This is a genomic window from Paenibacillus albiflavus, from assembly GCF_004344915.1.
Taxonomy (GTDB): Bacteria; Bacillota; Bacilli; order Paenibacillales; family NBRC-103111; genus Paenibacillus_AM; species Paenibacillus_AM albiflavus.
Genome location: NZ_SKFG01000020.1, coordinates 1 through 17,129 on the forward strand (window position 1 = coordinate 1; position 17,129 = coordinate 17,129).

Genomic DNA, 17,129 nt, shown 5'->3' on the forward strand with positions numbered 1-17,129 from the left:
CCAGGTAATTATGCACCCGATAACCTTGGAACCTACTATACAACCGCTCAAGTCACAGAGATTGGTTCTATTCCACAAGGAATGGTAAGCCAGACCACTCCTGTGTGCACTTATGCTGTCTATACGCACAAAGGTGAGATTTGGAAAATAGGTGATGCTTATGGTTCTCTTAACCGTTGGATTGATGAGAATGGCTACAAACATAGTAAAGGTTGGGTAGTGGAGTTGATGGACGAAAGATTTAATCCGACTTCACCTGAAAGTGAGCTAGAGATTTATACGCCAATCGAAGAGAAATAGTCCACGAAAGAGGAGTGACCCTGCAAACCATCGTTTGTGGGTCTTTCTACGTTCTGGCATGAATCAATATCTTTATTTATTCAGCTAACGGAGAACGATAGTTCAATAAAAGAGATGTTTCATCTAAAGCACAATCCACGCGATTGTGCTTTTTTTTATACCATGAAAGTCGTCTAGGATGGCTTTATGTGTTTTGTAGAAATCAACGATAGCTATTTAATCGTTTCTCACTAATATCCTCTTTGCAAAGCGTAATAAGGAAGGCACACCGTTTATATTTCGGTGCGTTGTTCTGCTTTGGTGCTTTTCAGCTTATTCTTTAATACTCTGATTTCCGTCTCGTGAGCTGCTTATTTTTGCTGCCTTCAATTTTGGAAGATATTCAATTAGTATAGGTCTACCGATTAATAGACTCTCTTTTTCTTTAAGATTTCTCGTTTATGTATTCCAAAATTAGTGGTACGATAATCCAGAGTATCCATTGTATAAAAAACTAATTTCATAAGGATGTGAATGTATGCGTGAACCTAACCCATATGAAATTGAAGATAATGAAATTGAATACATAGAGCATAATCGAATACAAGATATGCTTGATGAATTTATATGTGGTAGTACAGTATTGGAACTAAACAATAAGTATAAGATGACGCATGCTTTAGTACATATTTTTGGATCAATTCGAGAAGATGTAAAACGGGCTGCAGTAAACAGAGTTCGAATTAACACAGAATTTGAAGTAGATAAAGAAATAGCAATTAAGGTATTTTTTGATAGGGGATGTGATTACAAAAAGGCTGATGAGTTCATTTTCCGAAAAGATGTTCCAAAGGAACAAGGGGTATTTTCAATTCTTTGGAGAAAATTTTATGACGAGAAGGATTTAGTAATGCTTAAAAAACTTGTTAATTACGATAATCTTACTTCAGAGAAACAAGAGTATCACGATAAATTTTTGAATATTTTGTTTGAAGATAATTTGGGTAAATTGAGTAATTTCGCTATATCAAAAATGAATAAATGATAATTTTAAAGGAGTATTTGAATGAAGAGAAGAAGTATATTGCCTAAAAAATATCAGAAAACTCATGACTATATCTTTGATTTACATGATCTTTTAGCAAATATTATTTATTCATGCGAAAATTATGAATTGATAGGTTCTGAAATACAAATAAAAAATGAGGAAGATTTATCTCATATAGATAGTTTAGAAGGAGAGAACTTATGGTGTTGGTTGGAAAACAATAATTACGACGAAGTCATTTTTGATATGATGATTAAGCAAGTATACTTTGCCGTTTTGACTGATTTATGTCATTTTATATATGAATCTCTAACATGCTCAGAAAGAGGGAAATTAACTGTTGCATATGCTTTACTAAGAAAGCCTCTAAAGGATAATCTATTGTTATTAGAATGGATACTAAGCGATGCTAATGATTTTATTTCCAAATTTAAGAGTGGTAATTCTGAAAATTTCGCTCCTGATAAAATATCAGGTCAAAGAAAATTAGAAATAATTAAAAATGCTGAAAGAATAGCTGATACTGGGTTAGAGCAATATATGTTTATTTATGAAATGCGCTATAGTAAAAAAGATGACTTTAGTTTTGAACGTATTTGGAACAAGGCTAACCATATCGTTACAACGTTTAACTTCTATAAAACAAAGTCAGAAAATCTTAATTTTGTTTTTTTTGATGAAAAAGAACATACTGAATATTGGGATTACTATTATGTATCGATGCCACTGATTATGTATCACATTACTGAAGTAGCAATATCAATTTTAAATAATTTTCAAGTAGATACAAGTGCAATAGTTGAAATGGAAAAAAATGAGCGCAAATTTAAATTTATCAATTATGTAAATTCGATAAAATGACGATTTCATAAGGAGGATAAATTTTATGAAAGAGGAACGATTCGCTTCCTTTTTGGGTTCACTGGAGAGTATTACAAGTAAAGATAAAGCAGTCAACTCAAGGATGAGTAAAGTAAGAAAAATCGAAAGAGATTTGAAAGTTAATTTAGACATTGTGGTACTTGATGATTATCAAATGTATCAAACACTTTTAAGAATTCAGAGAGAATTTGGCGATAAAAATGGAGCAATACAAAACGTCTTAAGAAAGTACTACATATTCATTAATGGCAGAGAATTTCCTTCAATACTAGAATGCAAAAAAAGATTCGGTTAAAGTGCCGATTGCATTAGGAGTTGCTAATCATGAGAGGCGCGCATGATGGTGGGTTCTCAATTGTAATAATATTGATTATAGTATTTTTCATTTTCGGTAAAGCAATATTATCGTACATAAGAGATTTTTTTAGTTGGTTAGATCGTGAATCTCCAAGATGGATAAAAGCTTTAGTGTCTTGTGTAGTTGTATTAACAGGTCTTACATTTTGGGGTATCGTACTATATGCAGTCATAAGACAATGAAATTTAATCTTGGAGGATTATTAAGGAGACGATTGCTACAATATTAGCCTTTCTATTTTTAATATCAATCATTTTGGGGATTATTGGATTAATCAAGTGGAATGTTGCTTTCTTAGGATTAAAGAATCGCAAACAGAGTTCATTATTATTTATTGTGGCTTTGTTCTAATGCTTATTATAAAAACTGTGCAGCAGTTAGAGCAGCGGGTGCCACACCAATTAATAAAGGAGATCCTGTATACCGTAAAGCACTAGATAGAGATGGTGATGGAATTGGCTGCGAGTAATGAAAGACAGGGGAGATCAAGCAATAAAGGCAATAACCAATTAATTGAATCAATAGATTTTAAATTTGCATTTGATATTGACTATGACACTTTACAAAAGTGGCTAAGAAAATGAATGATATAGAAGTGATTGGATGCTCGATTTATTAATTAAACCGCTGAAAGGGTTGTTCTATGAAAGATAAGAATGAGGTCGAAAGGATGTTAAATTCTTTCGATATAGTTGCTATGCTAGGTTTATCAATTTTTATTTTGGGTATTTTAAGAATTAATGGTATTAGTTTCACTCCCTTGTTTATACTAGGTGTTTCGACTTGTGCATTGGTATTTTTACTGATAGAACTATTTAAATTAAGAGGAATAATTAAAAATTCTTTTCAGACAGTTGCGTTCATTAGCTTATTAGGAATACCTAATATACCTTATTTTCAAAACTTAAGTATGGATGAAATTAGCTTATATAGTGACTCATTTTCTTTGTTTGCAATGGGACTTACACTTTTTTTAATAAGTAGAGATGGTGTAAAAGAAGTTACTAATATGATTGTTTCTTTAACTAAAACAGTGAATGATTTTTTAAAAAGGAATTAATGAGGATAATAATAAAACTTAGTAGGACTACTTCATACCCAAATGAAACCCCTACACTACATGGATTAGATGATATTTCTTGAATTTAATATATTCAATTAGTGGATAGCTTTAATTTAATGGGATTAGATAAGATTATTATCTAATCGATAAAATATATCAGTTCAATCGTTGGTCAGAAGTGTAGACATTATAATCAAGAGAGTGAAAAGCATTTTATATGGCACTTACAGTTTCATTCAAATAATTAAACGTAAGCACTATCCATGAAACACGGATTTCTTATTATATCAAGAGGAGGAAATGAAATGACAAATACACATATTTGTACATGTGGGAGAGAGTGGCTTATTACTAAGCATCATAGTCCAATGAGAGACAAAGACAGTGAGAGTTGTTTATGTGGAGAAGAATTAGTGTCTTGGAATGGTGGTGTTACATATAGTGTAAGACTAGTTAAAGACATTAAAAAGGACGATAAAAACAGAATATTTATATAATAAGCATGACTTAATATTGAAGTTGTTCATGATTTTCGGTATTTCTGTTGTATGTATTAAGTTATATTGAGGAGATATAGAGTGTCAGATAATTATAGTACATTAGATGAATGGTTGTATCTTGTTATTAATTACGAAAAAGATGTGTACCCTTGTTACAGAATACCTTATGATGAGTGGGTAGATGAGTATGTGGGAGGAATTGAGGCTAAGTCTATCGATGAAGTGAAAGCATTGCTGAGATGCTTATTAGTCCCTATAACTCGAAGGATAGATATATCAAATTATGACGCTTTTGTTCTTATGAGAGACTCAAAAAGTGAACCGTATATTGAATTGGCGAGTAGTATGTCTCAGAATGAAATATATAAGAGATTAGCAAATGGTCAGGATGCTTGGGAAGGTTTAACATGGGTTCTAGAATTATTACCAAGAAATCCTTATAATGCAATAAAAGCACTTCAGAGTTACTTATTAGCACAGGCTAATTTACCTGATGATAGAATTATAGGTATTGAGCAATGTACTGAAATAATTATGGCTAAATTTATTCGTTTTGAAAATTCTTTAGACAGACTTACGAAGTTGAAGCCAGTGGAATTTGAGTGGTTAATCGAATATCTATATGAAAGAATGGGTTACGATACTGAATGGACACTTTCAACTCGTGATGGCGGTAAAGATATTATTGCAAATATAGAGAGGCCAGATGGTTATGAATATGTATATGTGGAATGCAAGTTGTATAAAACGACTAAGTTGAAACTAGAAACTGTTAGAGCATTCCGTGATGTTATGATAGAAAATAAGGTGAATAGAGGGGTGATTTTTTGTACTGGGTACGTAAATGAAAATTTAAAAAAAAGGGATCAAAGAATTCAAATATGGTCGTATGAAGATATTAATGTTCTTCTTAATGCTCATCTAGGGAGTGACTGGGTCGATAGACTAGATATTCTAGTAGATAATAAACGTAGAAAGTACAAAAGGAATAATTAGACAATCTAATGAGGTTAGTGTTCTATAGTTTATTTCTTACTGTTATTCTGACTATTTTTATAATTGACCAATAAAGATTTATTATTAATGTGAAACAATTGAGTGTGGCAATGATACATGAAATCACAATTTTATCTATAAATAGAGAAGCGAGAAATATAGTTCTTATTTGGATAAATCATATTTTGGCGGTTACATGATTTGGATCTAAGGAGTGTTTACTCTTGAAATGTAAATATGTAATAAGGTGCATAAGAGAAGCGTTACCTGTGGATTAATCTTAAAGGTATGTGCTTTTTATTTTGAAGGTGTGACGTATTTACATAAATCAATCACTGCTTTACAATGTAATTGTAAGGATGATTGCAAGAAGTGGTCATCGCTCTAAATTTGCTATTAATAATTGTGATATAAAATGCCCAAAAACCTTTAAGCAGGTATCGTTGACCCTGCTAAGGTTACTCGTTCCGCGCTTCAAAACGCAGCATCCGTTGCAGCTATGTTCTTAACAACTGAAGCTGTAATCGCTGATAAGCCAGAACCAAACAAACCAGCAATGCCTGACATGGGTGGAATGGGCGGCATGATGTAAGATAGGCTTTAGCAGCCTTGCGCATCACCCCCCTGATATATAGAAGCCTCTCATAAGTTCACTGAACTTGTGGGAGGCTTCTTTCTTTTCATTTGGGTTTAAAAAAGGAATATCGACATTCGACACGAATTATTGTATGGACACTTAAATAGGGGTGAAGAGAAATGAAGAATAGAAATGAAATTGAAGAACAATTCACTTGGAATTTAAACGATTTTTATGCTACAGAGCAGGATTGGGAAAATGCAATGCAGGAAATTCGGGATACAGTGGAAGAAGTAGTACAATACAAGGGAAAATTGACTACTTCTGTAGAGAATCTTTATGATTCTTTGAATAAGGTAGATCAAATCTATATTACTTTATCCAGAGCATTTGGTTATGCCAAGATGATCTTAGATACCAATATGAATGAATCTTTATCTAAAGCTCGATATGAACGAGTATATTCATTAAACACTTTGGTGAAAGGAAAACTTGCCTTTTATGAACCTGAATTATCCGAATTAGATGAAGCACAATTTAGAGAATTCTTGAACGTAGAGCCGCACTTAGCTATTTATAGTCATAAATTCGAAAAAATATTTCGCTTAAAGAACCATATCTTATCTTCTGACATGGAAGATTTACTTTCCAAAATGAATGCATTAGGGGGCTCATTTCGGAAAATTTATGATGATATTAGAGTGAATGATCTACAGTTCCCTGAGGTAGAAGGAGAGAATGGAGAAAACATACTTGCGAATGAGTCCAGTTATCGCAAGTCAATGAACAGCTCCAATCGCATCGTTCGGGAGAATGTGTTCCGTGGACTATTATCTACTTATTCATCACATGTAAATTCATTTACCTCCACCTATTTGGGAGCAGTAAAGCATAATGTATTTGTTGCCAAGACACGGAATTACACTTCCGCACTTGCGTTAGCTGTGGGGCAAAACTTTATTCCAGAGTCAGTTTATGATAATTTGGTCGCATCCGTTCGTAAAGGAGCTCCTCTGCTTCATGAGTACATTGAATTGAGAAGACGAGTGATGGGGTTGGATGAGATTCACCTTTATGATCTATTTACTCCGATTGTACAAGGTGAGCATCAAACCTATACATACGAAGAAGCACAAGATATGATTCTCGAGGCTTTATCAGTGCTCGGCGAGGATTATATTGATGTTCTCAGAACTGCTTTCAGCGACCGCTGGATTGATGTATATCCGAATAAGGGTAAAACCTCTGGTGCTTATGCAACAGGAGCCTATGGCGTACATCCATACTCTTTGCTTAATTACTCAGGAACACTTGATGATGTATTTACATTGGCTCATGAATTGGGGCACGTGATGCACCGTTATTATAGTGTGAAAAATCAACCGTTTGTGAATTCGCAGTATACGATTTTCAGTGCAGAAGTGGCCTCAATTGTAAATGAGAATTTATTGCACCATTATTTATTGAAGCGAGCCAAAAATAATCATGAGAAGGCAATGCTTCTTTCTGAGCAGTTGGATAAAATTCGCTCCACGTTTTATAGACAAACCTTTTTTGCTGATTTTGAAAAACAGGTGCATGAATTGGTGGAGAGTGACCAACCGATTACACCAGAAACACTCTGTAATTTATATGAAGATTTATATCGTCATTACCACGGGTCTGATTTTGTGATTGATCCCGAGTTGCGCTTTGAATGGTGCCGGATCCCACATTTCTATATGAATTTCTATGTCTATCAATATGCAACAGGGCTTTCTGCTGCAATTAGCTTGGCAGATCAAATGTTGACAGAAGGTGAGCCGGCAATTAAGCGATATCGCCATTTCCTAACTACAGGTGGCTCTGATTATTCCATCAATCTACTAAAGCAGGCAGGAGTGGATATGTCCACGCCGAAACCAATTGAAGACACCTTAGCTAACTTCGAACGTACCATGAAAGAGCTCGAAGCATTGTTATAGAATAAAATGAAGTAGAACAAACAAACCAGCAATGCCTGACATGGGCGACATGGGTGGAATGGGCGGCATGATGTAAGATTTGTTAATAAGAGGCCTTTCATTAGTTCATCGAACTTTTAAAAGGCCTTTTTTCATTTTTTATAAATTTAGTGTTGACAAATCAATTTAATACTACTATGATTGTCCATAATCTAATATTAGTTAACACGATGAAAGAGCGAAGTAGTATATTTGTCACTGACTCAGAAAGCCAGGGGTTGATGCGACCTGGCACACACAAATGTTGCGAATTACACTCTGGAGGAACTTAGGTAACGCTAAGCGGACTGGCAATCGATATCATTGCCGAGAGTGGTATTAATAGCGACTGCAGCACTATTAATGCAATTTGGGTGGTAACACGGTAATCAATCGTCCCTATGTCTATAACAGACTAGGTACGATTTTTTTGTTTTATAATCACAATTTCAACATATTATCACAAAATTGACCAAGGAGCTGAACTATCATGATGAACATTATTGATGAATTGGAATGGCGCGATGCTATTAATCAACAGACAGATGCAGAAGGTTTGCGTAAATTAACAAGCGAGAAGTCAATCTCCTTATACTGTGGTGTTGACCCTACGGGTGACAGTATGCATATTGGCCACTTGATTCCATTTATGATGATGAAACGATTCCAACTTGCAGGACATCGACCTGTTATCTTGATTGGCGGAGCAACCGGAACAATTGGCGATCCGAGTGGCCGTACAACAGAACGTACGTTGCAGACGATGGAACAAGTACAGCAGAATGTAGATGCGTTGACAGCGCAAATGAAGAAGCTGTTCGTTAACGAGGGAGACACAGGTCTTCGAATGGTGAATAACTACGATTGGACGCATAACCTTACAATCTTGGATTTCCTTCGTGATTACGGGAAAAACTTCAGCGTCAACACGATGCTGGCGAAAGACATTGTAGCAAGCCGTTTGGATTCGGGAATTTCCTTTACCGAGTTCTCCTACCAAATTCTTCAGTCCATGGACTTCCATCATTTGTTCAAGAATGAAGATGTCCAATTGCAAATCGGCGGTGCGGATCAGTGGGGCAACATTACAAGTGGTCTTGATCTGATTCGTAAAAAAGAAGGGTCAGAAGCTAAAGCATTCGGCTTAACAATTCCGTTGATGTTAAAAGCGGACGGTACAAAATTTGGTAAAACAGCTGGTGGTGCTATCTGGCTTGATCCGAAAAAGACAACACCGTTCGAGTTCTACCAGTTCTGGGCAAATACGGATGACCGCGATGTAATTAGATACCTGAAATTCTTCACGTTCTTAACGAAAGAACAGATCGACGCATTGGAAGTGAAGGTGCAGACAGAGCCTCATAAACGCGAAGCACAACGTGTACTTGCTGAAGAAATGACAAAGTTCGTGCACAGCGAAGAAGCGTTGATTCAAGCACAAAAGATTACAGAAGCATTATTCAGCGGCGACATTAAGTCACTGACAGCGGATGAAATCGAACAAGGTTTCAAGGATATGCCTACATTCCATGCTTCCAGGGAAGCTAAAAATATTGTAGACTGGCTCGTTGAATTAGGAATTGAACCATCCAAGCGTCAAGCGCGTGAAGACATTACAAATGGAGCTATTTCAATGAATGGAGAGAAAGTAACGGACTTGGATATGGACGTTACAGTGGACAACTCCTTCGGTGGACGATTCATCATTATTCGCAAGGGTAAAAAGAGTTACAACCTCGTGAAACTGGGAGAATAGCTGATTTATCAGCTTTCTCTTTCAAAGAATGGAGGCGAGGATTAGAGATGCCGGGATCATCGTGGAGAAGATCACTTCAACTAGCATATTTTAATCATCGTTTAATATCGAGAGTGAACCAAAGCAAGCAAGTTAACTGGCTCATCATTGAATTAGGACTGAGACATGTTGCATATGAGAAGATTAATGAAGAGCTAGATCGTATGCTCATCGGTCTCAATCGATTGTTTAAGTATAAATGTGTGAAGCAGGCAACATTGGGCTATTATCGCATGCTGGACATCAAGAAAGAGGAAGAAGTATACCATCCGACAATTCATATTCTAGTGCCGACGATCAAGAGTTATTTTCAAGGCCGATACTATATCAAGTATGGTGAATGGCTATCATTATGGCAGAAGGCGCTCGATATGGAACCAGAAAATAACTTGTCGGTGAGCGTGAATGTCTTAAATGGAAAATGCGATCAGCAGGATACTATTTATAAGATGGAGCAAGGCTTAATCCGATTGCAGAATGAACCAGATCGATTCCAAGCCGAAAGTGATGGCCAACTTGCTGCACGCAGACTCGTAGGATATAGTAGATTGATAAAAGAAGAGATGGATTACTTGTATCCAGGGATTGAATATGACTTGAATAAATATGATACAAATGATGTAGTTGCCAACTGTGCATTTGATTTCATGATACATTGGTATCCTGGAATAAAAAATTAAGGAAATCACCCATTTTTCCTCGGTTTTCGCTATGACATCTATCACAAAAAATGTGTAATTTTTAATGACAATAAGACTGATTTTTGAGCTGGAAGACAGCTGAAAATCAGTCTTTTTTATTTTTTTTCTTCCAAATTTACCCTTAGCACTTCAAGTGGGTTTACGTTCCAAATTTGAATCTAAATTCAAGATAATAGAAGAAAGAGTGGATATTACTATTTATGTTAGATCTGTTGCGGTTCTATGAATAAACAGACATGTTCCCCTGGATGTATAAGTATTCCTTTTTGGTCAAATGAGACTCTTCTATTTTAATAGAGTTAACGTGAAGCCAATGAGATCTTCAAAGTGAAAAATGAATTTATAAATAGTCAATATAATGTATTATTATTCAATACTTTTTCCGGAGAATTCTTTGCCGCATAAAAGCGTACATCATTTAAAGCATTCTTCAATGAAGTGGTGAAACCTTTAAAGTACTCATTAATAAGATTCTGGAAAAATCTTATAATCCTTATATAGCAGTGTTTTAAAACGCATTGACAGAACAAAAAAATAAGACGTATACTGGCGGTGAAAGTTAATCGATTAACACTTTTATCAAATTTTTGTTATAAGAACAAGGCGGTGGTCTCCTAACACTTCAGTTATATTCCTTCAATGATTATTCATATCTTATTCATTAATTGGAATAGTTAGGAAGAAAAATAATAGAGAGAAAGCAGGATGGACTATGGCCAATTCAAAAAAATTGACGCTGTTCGGTTTAATTGGTATTACGATGGCATTCTTCGGTACTGTACGTAGTGTACCGACGCTATCTATTACCGGTTGGACACAAATCTTCTACATGCTTGTAGCAGCAGTTTTATTTGCACTTCCAATTGCATTGATGTCTGCTGAGCTGTCAACAGGATTCCCGGAAGAGGGTGGACCGGCAGTCTGGGTTAAAAAAGCATTGGGTGAGAAATGGAGTTTCGTCACCTCGTGGCTATTATGGGCCCAAATGTTCTTCGGTATGGTTATGGTTGCTTCAACTGTAGGTGTACTTTTTGGTTATGTCATTGACGTTCCAAGCTTGTCGTCGAATAACTTGTTTATATTTGCAGTTATTCTGATTTCTTACTGGGGTGTTACCCTGTTGAACTTGAAGTTCGACATGGTTAAAATCGCCGGTGGCTGGGGATCAATTATCGGGGTATATATTCCGTTCTTCTTCCTCGTCGGACTTGGTGTTGCTTACATGATCAAAAACGGTATTAATCCAGAAGGCTACTTGGCTGACTTCCAAGCAAGCAATCTGCTTCCAGACTTTAGCGACTTAGGAAGCCTTGCGTATCTGTCAGGTATCATCTTTATCTTCGCCGGTGTTGAGATTTCCTCAGTACACGCGAATAACATTGAAAATCCAAAACGCAACTATCCAATCGCAGTTATTGCATCCGTAATTCTGCTGGTTATTTTCAACCTGATTGCAGGTTTGACTGTTGCGAATGGTGTTCCAATGGGCAAAATGGAACTTTCGAATATCACTCAACCTTACATGATTTTCTGCCAAGATTTAGGTATTCCACCCATCTTCGTTAACATTATTTCTGCGATGATCTTGATCGGTGTACTTGTTCAGCTTAGTGCTTGGGTACTTGGTCCAAGTAAATCGATGATCAAAGTAGCGGAAGACGGTAACTTGCCGCCATTCTTCCAAAAGAGAAACAGCAAAGGTATTCCAATTACCTTCGTTATGATCCAAGCAATTGTTATCTCACTGGTTTCTGTCATGTACATCGTCGTTCCTGACGTAAACAGTGCATTCTTGGTAATCACGATTACAACAACAATTCTGTACTGTATCGTATATGCGCTGATTGCTATTTCCGCAATCCGCCTTCGTTACAAATTGCCTGAAATTAACAGACCATTCCGTCTGGGCAAAGGCAATGGCTTGATGTGGTTCGTATCGATTCTGGCCTTGCTTAGCGTTCTGATCACCATCATTGTCAGCTTAATTCCACCATCCATTCTGCCTGAAAGCTTCTCGACAGGATACGTCATTTACCAGGTTGTTGCAACTGTCGTAATGGTTGGTATTGCTCTAGTAATCTACAAATTTAAGAAACCAAGCTGGAAACGAAAGTGAAAAATGTCACACAGTAAGCTTTTTATTATAAATACTATTATACGGAGGTACTCATCATGAACTATCAAATCCCAGATATTAACCTCAAAGCATTGTTCCTTGGCTCTAAAGGCGAAAACGTCGATCTATTCAAAGAAGTGCTGCTCAAGGTCGTAGACGAGCATGTGGGCTGGCGTCAAAATTACCAACCACAAGACTTGCCAGTAATTACGCCTTTCGATAAAAGTTCAAAGAGCTTCCAAGATACAGCCGATCATGTGCGCAGCGTATTTAACGTATTGTCTTCCAAACTTCGTTCGGAGTCGCTGCCATGGCATACAGCAGGCCGTTTCTGGGGACATATGAATTCCGAAACCTTGATGCCATCCATCATCGCTTATACAGCAGCAATGCTTTGGAACGGTAATAACGTGGCTTATGAGTCCTCTCCAGGTACGTCGCAAATGGAAGAAGAAGTTGGTCATGAACTTGCTAAAATGATGAGCTACAAAGCAGGCAAAAGCTGGGGCCACATTTGTGCGGACGGTTCCATCGCTAACTTGGAAGGTCTCTGGTATGCACGTAATATCAAATCCCTTCCACTGGCTATCAAAGAAGTTACACCTGAGGCTGTTGCAGGCAAATCCGAATGGGAATTGCTGAACATGTCCACGGAAGAAATCATGGAACTTACAGAAAAACTCGCTGACCATATGGATGAAATTAAAGCTAAATCCGCTCGCGGCGGCAATAATCTTCAAAAACTTGGTAAATGGCTCATTCCACAAACCAAACATTATTCCTGGTTGAAAGCCGGCGATATTATCGGTATCGGTCTGGATCAAGTTGAAGCTATCGATGTTGACAGCGAATACCGCATGGACATCGAGAAACTTGAAAAACGCATTCGCGAACTGGCTGAGCAAAAAATTCCGGTTCTCGGCGTAGTGGGTGTTGTCGGAAGTACCGAAGAAGGTCAAGTTGACCATATTGACAAAATCATCGAACTGCGTGAAAAACTTGCTAAAGAAGGCATCTACTATTACGTTCACATCGATGCTGCATATGGCGGTTATGCTCGTGCAATCTTCCTCGATGAAAATGATGAATTTATCGAATACAACAAGATTGATGAAGTGTACAAAAAATACAACATCTTTACAGATATGACGCTGAAAGACGAATGGCTTACTGAAGATATTTATAATTCCTTTAAAGCCATTAGCAAAGCAGAATCCGTTACAATTGACCCTCACAAAATGGGTTACATTCCTTACTCTGCTGGTGCGATTGCAATCCGTGACATCAGAATGCGTGAAGCGATTTCTTACTTCGCAACTTATGTATTCGAAAAAGGCGCAGATATTCCTGCACTGCTTGGTGCGTATATCCTTGAAGGCTCCAAAGCAGGCGCAACAGCAGCTGCTGTATGGACAGCCCATAAAGTATTGCCGCTGAACGTTACAGGTTACGGTAAATTGATGGGTGCTAGCATCGAAGGTGCATACCGCTTCTACAATTTCTTGAAGAACAAGAAATTTGAAGTTAATGGCAAAACGATTGTGCTTCATCCATTGACTAAACCTGACTTCAACATGGTTGACTATGTATTTAACGAAGAAGGCAACACTGATCTGGCGAAGATGAACAAACTGAACCATGACTTTTTCGACTATGCTTCTTACGTTAAAGGCGGTCTGTACAGCAATGAATTTATTACTTCCCATACAGACTTTGCTATTCCGGACTACGGCAACAGCCCGCTGGAATTTGTGAAGAGCCTTGGATTTACCGAAAAAGAATGGAGCCATGTAGGTAAAGTTACAATCCTTCGTGCTTGTGCGCTGTCTCCATATGCGCATGACGCTGCAACATTCGAAGAATATGCAGGTAAAATTGAAAAAGCAATTCAACAGAAACTTGAAAAAATCTACATGTACGAAATGAACGAATAAATTATAAAGCTGGAATGCATAACTGTTTTTGGATGTTATGCATTCCTCTTTATCCACAAAGGAGAGCCAGATATGTCTCACATAAGAAAAGTATTGACGGTTGCAGGTTCCGATTCCAGCGGAGGCGCTGGACTTCAAGCGGATCTTAAGACATTTGAAGAATATGGAACTTTTGGTTTTTCTGCCATCACTTCGATTGTAACGATGGATGAGAATAACAACTGGCATCATGCAGTTCATCCAATTGATTCTGAGCTTGTACATCAGCAGATTAAAACTGTCTTATCCGGAGGCAAACTGGACGCTTTAAAAACAGGTATGCTTGGTTCTATTGAAGTGATCGAGCTTTTGAGCAAGATTATTGATGAGCACGATATTGCCAATGTCGTTATCGATCCTGTCATGGTATGTAAAGGAGAAAATGAAGTCGTTCAACCGGAGAATGGACAGGCTATTCTTGAATTACTGCTGCCTAGAGCAACCATTGTGACGCCGAACTTGTTTGAAGCGGGTCAGCTTGCAGGTATAAGTAAAGTCAGCACAATTGATGAGATGAAGGAAGCTGCCCAAAAAATATTCAAACTCGGAGCTAAAAACATTGTCATCAAAGGCGGTAAGGCGCTTGAGGACGAGAAAGCCATTGACTTGCTATTCGATGGTACCGATTTCACGATGTATGAAGCAGAGAAGTTGGATACGAATCATAATCACGGTGCAGGTTGCACATTTGCTGCTGCTATCGCTGCAGGATTAGCCAAAGGAATGTCCGTCAAAGCTGCAGTTGCCAAGGCTAAGCAATTTACTACCGCAGGTATTCAAGGTGGATTTGCGTTTAATCGCTTCGTAGGTCCTGTTTGGCACGGTGCTTATAACAAGGCTGAACAACGCGTGAATAGCTAAGGTAGCCTTTGTCCAATTTATAAGTCAATTCTATTGATATAACTCCCTGCAAACTAGATGTTAATCCATGATAAGGAGTTCAGCATATGAATAAAGAGGTGACTTTAAAAGAAAGTCTATTTCTTTTAGTGGTTTTGTTAGCCATTATTGGAGCATGTATTATTGGTTTAGGAATGGATCCGCAAATTCCAATATTAATTTCCGTGGGCGTTCTTATCGTTTTCGGCAAAGCAAAAGGGATCTCCTGGGATCGCATCAATAAGGGAATTCAGAATGGAATTACTCCTGGGCTAGTACCTATTCTTATCTTTATGCTTATTGGAGCTTTAATTAGTGTTTGGATTGCTGCAGGAACGATTCAGACGATTATGGTTTATGGTTTCAAAATTTTATCCGCTAAATACTTTTTACCTTCTGTATTTGTCATTTGCTCAGTGGTAGGGATTACGGTGGGCAGCTCCTTTACGACAATATCAACCGTTGGCATCGCCTTCTTCGGCATGGGGCATATCATGGGTTACGATCCCGCCATTACGACAGGTGCCATCATTTCTGGTGCTTTCTTAGGAAATAATATCTCCCCATTATCAGATACGACCAATCTGGCATCTGCCATTGCCGAGGTTGATTTATTTGATCATATCCGTTATATGATGCGTATTGTCATTCCGGCATCTCTAATTTCTCTTGTATTTTTCGGCATTGTAGGACATGGCAATGTTCTAACGACAGGGCAGCAAATTAATGAACTTATTGATACATTAAGAAGCTCATTTCCTATTGCTGTTGTTACATTAATTCCGGTATTAGTTCTCTTTTTATGCGCATGGAGGAAAATTCCGGCTATTCCGACTCTCCTGCTAAGTATTGTTGTTACCATCGGCGTTCTTTATATTTATCACCCGCATACCAGTTTATCAGACATTTCGAGGCTGATGCAGGATGGTTATGTGTCTCACACGGGAGTAGAAAGTGTGGACAAGCTGCTGTCGCGCGGTGGAATTCAGAGCATGATGTGGTCGGTGTCCTTGATTCTGTTGGCATTGGCACTAGGTGGATTGCTCGTAGAAATGAATATCATCAAAACCATAATTTCACGAATAACGTCTTTTGTGAGCACGAAAGGAAAACTCATCTTAATGACGGCTATCAGTTCGATGGGGATCAATCTTTTGCTCGGGGAGCAATATTTGTCGATTATTTTACCGGGTGAAGCGTTCAAGTCGCAATATGATAAAATTAATGTGGATCATAAAGAGCTGTCGAGGATACTAGCTAATGGAGGAGCTGCATGTAATGCTCTGATACCGTGGGGGGTAAGCGGTGTATTTATTACGGGTACACTTGGTGTATCCACATTAGAATATTTGCCGTTCACTATATTCTGTATCGTGGCGCCACTATTGAACATTTTATATGGATTTGTAAAAAGCAAATCTGCACAAACTTCTCGAGCAGCACAAAGACAACAGTAATGAAATGAAAAAGTTGGTATATGCCAACTTTTTTTGCTCGATTGGAATAAATTACCCTTAATAAATAATACTACATTATGTTATACATAGTTCATACAGCAATGTAGTTAAGACATCTAGGAGGGGAATAAATGCTGATAAATGAGCTGCAAGGGAAAGCATTGAATGATTTTATGGAAGGAATATTATCATTGGAAACCGTAGAAGAGTGTTGCGCCTTTTTTGATGATTTATGTACGGTGAATGAAATTAAAACGATGATTCAACGCTTTCAAGTTGCCAAGATGCTCCACAACCACAATACGTATGCTCAAATTGAAGAGGAAGCAGGAGCAAGCACAGCTACAATCTCACGGGTAAAGCGCTCCCTGTATCATGGGAATCACAGCTATGAATTCATTTTTGCACGTATGAAGAATAATCACCACCCTGAGAATATTTCAGAGTAAGTTGCAGGATGCACTTAAATGAAAACGCTTAAAGGTACAGTTCCTCTAATTTCTGAGGTGGCTGTGCCTTTTTT

At 37.5% G+C, this 17,129-nt stretch carries 15 protein-coding genes, 2 pseudogenes and 1 other annotated feature; all 17 genes and pseudogenes read left to right on the forward strand.

Annotated elements, in window-relative coordinates; all coding sequences use genetic code 11:
* A partial coding sequence (locus E0485_RS17345) for a GyrI-like domain-containing protein (RefSeq protein WP_207911007.1) occupies nucleotides 1–300 on the forward strand: 300 nt, incomplete at its 5' end.
* Between the two features lie 517 nt (nucleotides 301–817).
* The gene (locus E0485_RS17350) at nucleotides 818–1,324 is read left to right on the forward strand and encodes a hypothetical protein (RefSeq protein ID WP_132419344.1); all 507 of its coding nucleotides are present in this window, start codon (nucleotides 818–820) and stop codon (nucleotides 1,322–1,324) included.
* Between the two features lie 21 nt (nucleotides 1,325–1,345).
* Complete coding sequence (locus tag E0485_RS17355) at nucleotides 1,346–2,188, forward strand: hypothetical protein (protein ID WP_132419345.1); 843 nt, start codon at nucleotides 1,346–1,348, stop codon at nucleotides 2,186–2,188.
* 25 nt (nucleotides 2,189–2,213) lie between these two features.
* Nucleotides 2,214–2,504, forward strand: coding sequence for a hypothetical protein (locus E0485_RS17360; RefSeq protein ID WP_132419346.1), 291 nt, complete (start codon nucleotides 2,214–2,216; stop codon nucleotides 2,502–2,504).
* 412 nt (nucleotides 2,505–2,916) lie between these two features.
* Nucleotides 2,917–3,036 (forward strand): annotated as a pseudogene (locus E0485_RS17365) (excalibur calcium-binding domain-containing protein); the annotation flags it as partial.
* Between the two features lie 174 nt (nucleotides 3,037–3,210).
* The gene (locus tag E0485_RS17370; RefSeq protein WP_132419347.1) at nucleotides 3,211–3,627 is read left to right on the forward strand and encodes a hypothetical protein; all 417 of its coding nucleotides are present in this window, start codon (nucleotides 3,211–3,213) and stop codon (nucleotides 3,625–3,627) included.
* A gap of 308 nt (nucleotides 3,628–3,935) precedes the next feature.
* The gene (locus E0485_RS17375) at nucleotides 3,936–4,127 is read left to right on the forward strand and encodes a hypothetical protein (protein ID WP_132419348.1); all 192 of its coding nucleotides are present in this window, start codon (nucleotides 3,936–3,938) and stop codon (nucleotides 4,125–4,127) included.
* A gap of 81 nt (nucleotides 4,128–4,208) precedes the next feature.
* Complete coding sequence (locus E0485_RS17380; protein ID WP_207911008.1) at nucleotides 4,209–5,126, forward strand: restriction endonuclease; 918 nt, start codon at nucleotides 4,209–4,211, stop codon at nucleotides 5,124–5,126.
* A gap of 433 nt (nucleotides 5,127–5,559) precedes the next feature.
* Nucleotides 5,560–5,718: pseudogene (locus tag E0485_RS17385) on the forward strand (TCP-1/cpn60 chaperonin family protein); the annotation flags it as partial.
* Nucleotides 5,719–5,882: 164 nt separating this feature from the next.
* The gene (gene pepF, locus E0485_RS17390; RefSeq protein ID WP_132419350.1) at nucleotides 5,883–7,667 is read left to right on the forward strand and encodes an oligoendopeptidase F; all 1,785 of its coding nucleotides are present in this window, start codon (nucleotides 5,883–5,885) and stop codon (nucleotides 7,665–7,667) included.
* Between the two features lie 200 nt (nucleotides 7,668–7,867).
* Nucleotides 7,868–8,089: a binding site (T-box leader), on the forward strand.
* 89 nt (nucleotides 8,090–8,178) lie between these two features.
* The gene (gene tyrS, locus E0485_RS17395) at nucleotides 8,179–9,441 is read left to right on the forward strand and encodes a tyrosine--tRNA ligase (protein ID WP_132419402.1); all 1,263 of its coding nucleotides are present in this window, start codon (nucleotides 8,179–8,181) and stop codon (nucleotides 9,439–9,441) included.
* 47 nt (nucleotides 9,442–9,488) lie between these two features.
* Nucleotides 9,489–10,160: a protein rep gene (locus E0485_RS17400; protein WP_132419351.1), complete on the forward strand. Its 672-nt coding sequence runs from the start codon at nucleotides 9,489–9,491 to the stop codon at nucleotides 10,158–10,160.
* A 733-nt stretch (nucleotides 10,161–10,893) separates the two neighbouring features.
* Nucleotides 10,894–12,297, forward strand: coding sequence for a tyrosine-tyramine antiporter (gene tyrP, locus E0485_RS17405; protein WP_132419352.1), 1,404 nt, complete (start codon nucleotides 10,894–10,896; stop codon nucleotides 12,295–12,297).
* 56 nt (nucleotides 12,298–12,353) lie between these two features.
* Complete coding sequence (gene tdc, locus E0485_RS17410) at nucleotides 12,354–14,231, forward strand: tyrosine decarboxylase (protein WP_132419353.1); 1,878 nt, start codon at nucleotides 12,354–12,356, stop codon at nucleotides 14,229–14,231.
* 72 nt (nucleotides 14,232–14,303) lie between these two features.
* Entirely contained in the window at nucleotides 14,304–15,131 is an 828-nt protein-coding gene (thiD, locus tag E0485_RS17415; protein ID WP_132419354.1) for a bifunctional hydroxymethylpyrimidine kinase/phosphomethylpyrimidine kinase, read from the forward strand.
* A gap of 86 nt (nucleotides 15,132–15,217) precedes the next feature.
* Nucleotides 15,218–16,606 (forward strand): Na+/H+ antiporter NhaC, encoded by a 1,389-nt coding sequence (nhaC, locus tag E0485_RS17420; protein WP_132419355.1) that lies wholly within the window; start codon nucleotides 15,218–15,220, stop codon nucleotides 16,604–16,606.
* A gap of 131 nt (nucleotides 16,607–16,737) precedes the next feature.
* On the forward strand, nucleotides 16,738–17,055 hold the full coding sequence (locus tag E0485_RS17425; protein WP_132419356.1) for a YerC/YecD family TrpR-related protein: 318 nt from the start codon (nucleotides 16,738–16,740) through the stop codon (nucleotides 17,053–17,055).
* Nucleotides 17,056–17,129 lie beyond the last annotated feature (74 nt).